Genomic DNA, 5,019 nt, shown 5'->3' with positions numbered 1-5,019 from the left:
CAGCGCCAGGGCCCCCGGCCCGTGGAGCAGCGTCTCCTGGACCCCCACCGCCTGCCCGGGCCGGGCCCCGAGCAGGAACGCGGTGGTCAGCACCCGGTTCCCGCCCAGGACCCCCGGGGCCCCGGCCAGGACCGGGTCGCGCAGGTCCAGGTCCTCCACCAGCAGGGGGCGGCCGTCGGCCGCGACCCTCGTCGTCGACCGCAGGGGGCCTCCGCCGGTCTCGTAGCTGCGGCCCAGCACCAGGGTCTCGTGCACCAGGGCCCGGGCGCCGCCGGACAGCTCGATCCGGGTGCGGCGGGTGACGTCCGCACCCGCCGTCACCACGAACGGCGCTCCCCGCCACACCAGGCACCCGCCGTCGGCGACCCGGACGTCCGCCTGCCAGCTCGCGGCGCCGCCGCGGGCGTCGTAGGCGACGATCCCGGACGGCTCCACCAGCTCCAGCCACACCCCGGGGCCCACCGTGACCTCCATACGCAGGTCGTCCCCGGCCAGCAGCAGCGCGTAGGCGCCGACGAGCGCCACCCGCGCGGCGGCGCCGCGCACGCCCAGGGGCCGAGGGCTCAGGTACGTGCCGCCGGACAGGTCGCTCAGGCGCACCCGTCCGCCGACCCGTTCCGCGGTCACCCTGGCCGGTACCGTCCCACTCACGGGCGCCCGCTCACGCGTGCTCGTGGACGTCCCCCGCGCCCCCGTGGGCGTGGGTGGTGCCGTCGGCGTGCGTGTGCGGGGCCATCGGCCCCGGGTCCCGCGGCACGTGGACGCCGGACCGGTGGTCGGCCAGGACCTGGCGCACCCATCCGGCCAGCGCTCCGAGCGAGCCCCTGTCGTGCTGGCTCAGTGCCAGCACGGGCAGCCCGTCCCTGGCACGGGTGGCGTCGGCCACCATCTGAGCGGCGTCGACCCCCACGTGCGGGGCGAGGTCGGTCTTGTTGACGACGAGCAGGTCGGCGCGTTCGATCCCCGGCCCGCCCTTGCGGGCCACGTCCCCGCCCCCGGCCACGTCGAGGCAGAAGATCTGCGCGTCGGCCAGCGCGGGGCTGAACGTGGCGGTCAGGTTGTCCCCGCCGCTCTCCACGACGACCAGGTCCAGGGGGGCGAACTCCGCCTCCAGGTCCTCGACGGCGATCAGGTTGGGCGTGACGTCGTCGCGGATCGCGGTGTGGGGGCACGCCCCGGTCTCCACGGCGTGGATCCGCTCCACGGGCAGGACGCCGGCGGCCCTCAGCAGCCTGGCGTCCTCGTCGGTGTAGATGTCGTTGGTGACCACCGCCATGCTCAGCTCGGCGGCGAGTTCGCGGCACAGGGACGCGATCAGGGTGCTCTTGCCGGTGCCGACGGGTCCGGCCACGCCCAGGCGCATCGCGCGCCGGGGTGCGGGGGACGCGTCGGCGGCGCGGGCGCCGGCGGCGGGCTCCGTGGACGGGGTTCGTCGAGTCGTGTCAGGCAATGAAGATCCTCCTGGTCTTGTTCCGGTGTTCGAGGGACCATCCCTCGATCTGGGGTGCGGTGGGCGCGGGCAGGTCGGCGGCGTCACGCACCGCGAGCGCCTCGGCGACCACCGAGGTCATCACGTCCCCCGTCGAGAGAACCCACCCGGCGGCGTCCACCGGGTCCACGGGGGCGAGTTTGAGTGCGGCGGAGGCCACCGTCTGGGCGTCGTCGTACAGACTCACCCGGGCGGTCTCGGCCTCCCCCGCCCCGATGACGGCGGCGACCACCCCGAGCGCGACCGGCCGCTGCGGCGCGCGGCCCAGGGCGCGCAGCGCGGCGACGGCAGGGTGGTCCGGCCGGAGCCGGGCGGCCAGGCGCACGAGGCCGCGCCCGAGCATCCCCGAGACCTCCCTCAGGGGGTCGCTCGGCGAGCGGGCCAGCAGCTCCTCGTGCACGGCCTCCAGCGCCCGCGGGTCGACGGGGGCCCCGCCGTCCCCGCCGACCGCCCGGTGCGCCAGCACCGAGGCGGCCGCCTCCACCAGGCCCACCGTGCGCAGCCGAGCGGTCATGTACGCCGGGATCAGCTCCGCGGGCATTCCGGCGATCAGTGCGGGCTCCAGGCCGGCCGAGTAGGTGTGCCCGCCCACGGGGAGGCGGGCGTCGGCCAGCAGCAGGGAGCCCAGTCCCGAAGTCACCCGGCCGCCTAGAACATCGTGTACCGCTGCGCGAGCGGTACCTCGTCCACGGGCCGGGGGCGCACGAACTCGCCGTCGATGCTGATCGCGAACGTCTCGGGGTCCACGTCGATGTCGGGCAGTGCGGTGTTGTTGGGCATGTCCGCCTTGGTGACGCCGCGGGTGGGGCGGACCGCCACCAGCTCCCGGCGCAGCCCCAGCCTGTCGGCCAGGCCGTCCTCGATCGCCAGCGGGGACACGAAGGTCACCGCCAGGTCGGCGGCCGATGACGCCCGGGCCGCCAGCGCGGGGCGCAGCAGCACCGGCTGCGGCGCGGGCACGGCCCCGTTGGGGTCGCCCAGCGGCGCGGCGACGATCGCACCGGACTTGATCACCGCGGACGGGCGGATCCCGAAGAACGCCGGGTCCCAGAGCACGAGGTCGGCCATCTTGCCGGGCTCCACGGATCCGACCACGTGGTCGATCCCGTGCGCCACCGCCGGGCAGATCGTGTACTTGGCCACGTACCTGCGGGCGCGGGCGTTGTCGGCCGGCAGGTCCGAGGACAGCGGCCCGAACTGGTTCTTCATCACGTGCGCCACCTGCCAGGTGCGGCAGACCAGCTCCCCGATCCGCCCCATCGCCTGGGCGTCGGTGGAGGTGATCGAGAGGGCGCCCATGTCCTGGAGGATGTCCTCGGCGGCCATCGTGGAGGCCCGGATGCGGGACTCGGCGAAGGCCAGGTCCTCCGGGACCCGGGGGTTCAGGTGGTGCACGACGAGCAGCATGTCCAGGTGCTCGTCGACCGTGTTCACCGTGAACGGCAGGGTCGGGTTGGTGGAGGCCGGCAGCACGTTCGCCTCACCGGCGGTGACGATGATGTCGGGTGCGTGGCCGCCGCCCGCGCCCTCGGCGTGGAACACGTGGATGCCGCGCCCGGCGATGGCCTCCAGCGTGTGCTGGACGTACCCGGTCTCGTTGAGCGAGTCGGCGTGCAGCGCCACCTGGAGGCCGAACTCGTCGGCCGCCCGCAGCGCGGCGTCGATCGCCGCCGGGGTGGCACCCCAGTCCTCGTGCACCTTGTACCCGCCCGCCCCGGCCAGGGCGTCCTCTGCGAGGGCCTCGGCGGAAACGGTGCTGCCCTTGCCGAACAGCATGACGTTGAGCGGGAACCGGTCCAGGGCCCGGTGCATCGTCCGCAGCGAGTGCGCGCCGGCGGTCACCGTGGTGGCCTTCGACCCCTCGGTGGGCCCGGTCCCGCCGCCGATCACGGTGGTGGTGCCGGTGGCGAGCGCCTCGTGCATCTCGATCTCGCTGAGGAAGTGCACGTGGGTGTCCACGGCGCCCGCGGTGAGGATCTTGCCCTCCCCCGCGATCACGTCGGTGCCCGGACCGATCAGCAGATCCGGGTGCACCCCGTCCATCACGTCCGGGTTGCCCGCCTTGCCGACGGCCACGATGCGCCCGTCGCGGATGCCCACGTCGCCGCGCACGATGCCCCAGTGGTCCATGACCACGACGTTGGTGACGACCACGTCCAGCGCCCCCTGGGCGCGCGTGGTCAGCCCCTGGCCCATCGACTCGCGGATGGTCTTGCCGCCGCCGAAGACGGCCTCGTCGCCTCCCGCCGTGCGGTCCTCCTCGACCTCGATCCACAGGTCGGTGTCGGCCAGGCGGATCTGGTCGCCGACGGTGGGACCGTACAGCTGGGCGTACTCGCGGCGGTCGATGCGGCTCACTGGTCGCGCTCCTCGGTGTCGGCAGGGGCCACGTCCTGCTCGGCGTCGGTGTCCGGTCCCGCGGTGTCGGGGCGGGGTGTGTGGGTGGGGACCACCTCGGCGGGGTCGCCGTCGCGGGCGTCCGCGTCGCCGACCCGCATGGCGGCGCCGGAGGCGCGCGCGGGTTCGGGCACGTCCACGCCCGGGGTGCCGAAGGGGACCACCGGTCGCGGAACACGCTCCTCGGCGCCGGGTTCCCGGACCAGGTCGCGGATCTGGAGGCCGGGCACGTGGCGGCGGCCGCCGAGGGCCACGAGCTCCACGGTGCGGCTCACCCCCGGTTCCAGTCGCACGGAGGTGCCGGCGGGGATGTCCAGCCGGAAGCCGCGGGCCGCCTCGCGGTCGAACCGCAGGGCCGGGTTGGCGTCGGGGAAGTGGAGGTGGGAGCCCACCTGGATGGGGCGGTCCCCCGTGTTGACCACCACGAGGGAGAGGCGTTCGCGGCCCTCGTTGAGGACCAGGGGGGTGGGACGGGTGCGGATCTCGCCGGGGATCACTGGATCGGCTCCGTGATCGTGACGAGCTTGCGGCCGTCGGGGAAGGTGGCCTCGACCTGGACGTTGGGGATCATCTCCGCCACACCGTCCATGACCTCGTCCCGGCGCAGCACGTTGCGCCCGTCGTTCATGAGGTCGGCGACGCGGGCCCCCTCGCGGGCCCGCTCGATCACCCAGCAGGACAGCAGGGCGACCGACTCGGGATGGTTGAGCTTGACGCCCCGCTCGCGCCGGTCGCGGGCGATCATCCCGGCGACGGCGAGCAACAGCTTCTCGGTGTCCGATGGAAGTAGATGCATGAACCACCTCTCAACAGTTCCGACCCACGCGGTGGTGGGTACGGACCCAGTCTTAGCAGGAGTCCCGGGTCACAGTCGCAGGTGAGGCCCTCGCCGGGGGCTCCGGGGCGCGCCCGCCGGGGCCCGGGCCGGGACCGCTCGGGCGCCGCCGCGGACGGCGCGGGGCGCGGGCCCCGCACGGCTCCGGCCGCCCCCTTCCGGACGCCGCCGGCCCGCCCCTCACCCGACACTGCGGGGATCCATAGGCCCTGTCATCCCATGACTTCCGCGCGATCCGACGCTCCTGCGCCGACGGTCCGGAGCCCCCGGTCGGCCGCCCGGCGGCGGGCGGCGGCCG

Annotated in this window: 6 protein-coding genes; all 6 read right to left on the bottom strand. The window is 74.9% G+C overall.

The window, feature by feature from the left end:
- On the bottom strand, nt 1-627 hold a 627-nt coding region (locus ACWGL3_RS30935; protein ID WP_452462105.1), incomplete at its 3' end, for an urease accessory protein UreD.
- 34 nt (nt 628-661) lie between these two features.
- Nucleotides 662-1,363: an urease accessory protein UreG gene (gene ureG, locus ACWGL3_RS30930; protein WP_452462106.1), complete on the bottom strand. Its 702-nt coding sequence runs from the start codon at nt 1,361-1,363 to the stop codon at nt 662-664.
- Between the two features lie 79 nt (nt 1,364-1,442).
- On the bottom strand, nt 1,443-2,129 hold the full coding sequence (locus ACWGL3_RS30925; protein WP_267949069.1) for an urease accessory protein UreF: 687 nt from the start codon (nt 2,127-2,129) through the stop codon (nt 1,443-1,445).
- A gap of 8 nt (nt 2,130-2,137) precedes the next feature.
- Entirely contained in the window at nt 2,138-3,847 is a 1,710-nt protein-coding gene (locus tag ACWGL3_RS30920) for an urease subunit alpha (protein WP_267949068.1), read from the bottom strand.
- Nucleotides 3,844-4,383, bottom strand: coding sequence for an urease subunit beta (locus ACWGL3_RS30915; RefSeq protein WP_267949067.1), 540 nt, complete (start codon nt 4,381-4,383; stop codon nt 3,844-3,846). Before ACWGL3_RS30915 ends, ACWGL3_RS30920 begins: the two co-directional genes overlap by 4 nt.
- Entirely contained in the window at nt 4,380-4,682 is a 303-nt protein-coding gene (locus tag ACWGL3_RS30910) for an urease subunit gamma (protein ID WP_267949066.1), read from the bottom strand. The genes ACWGL3_RS30915 and ACWGL3_RS30910 overlap by 4 nt, the downstream gene beginning before the upstream one ends.
- Nucleotides 4,683-5,019 lie beyond the last annotated feature (337 nt).

The organism is Nocardiopsis sp. NPDC055824 (genome assembly GCF_053616335.1).
This window is presented reverse-complemented; position numbering and strand designations above follow the sequence as displayed.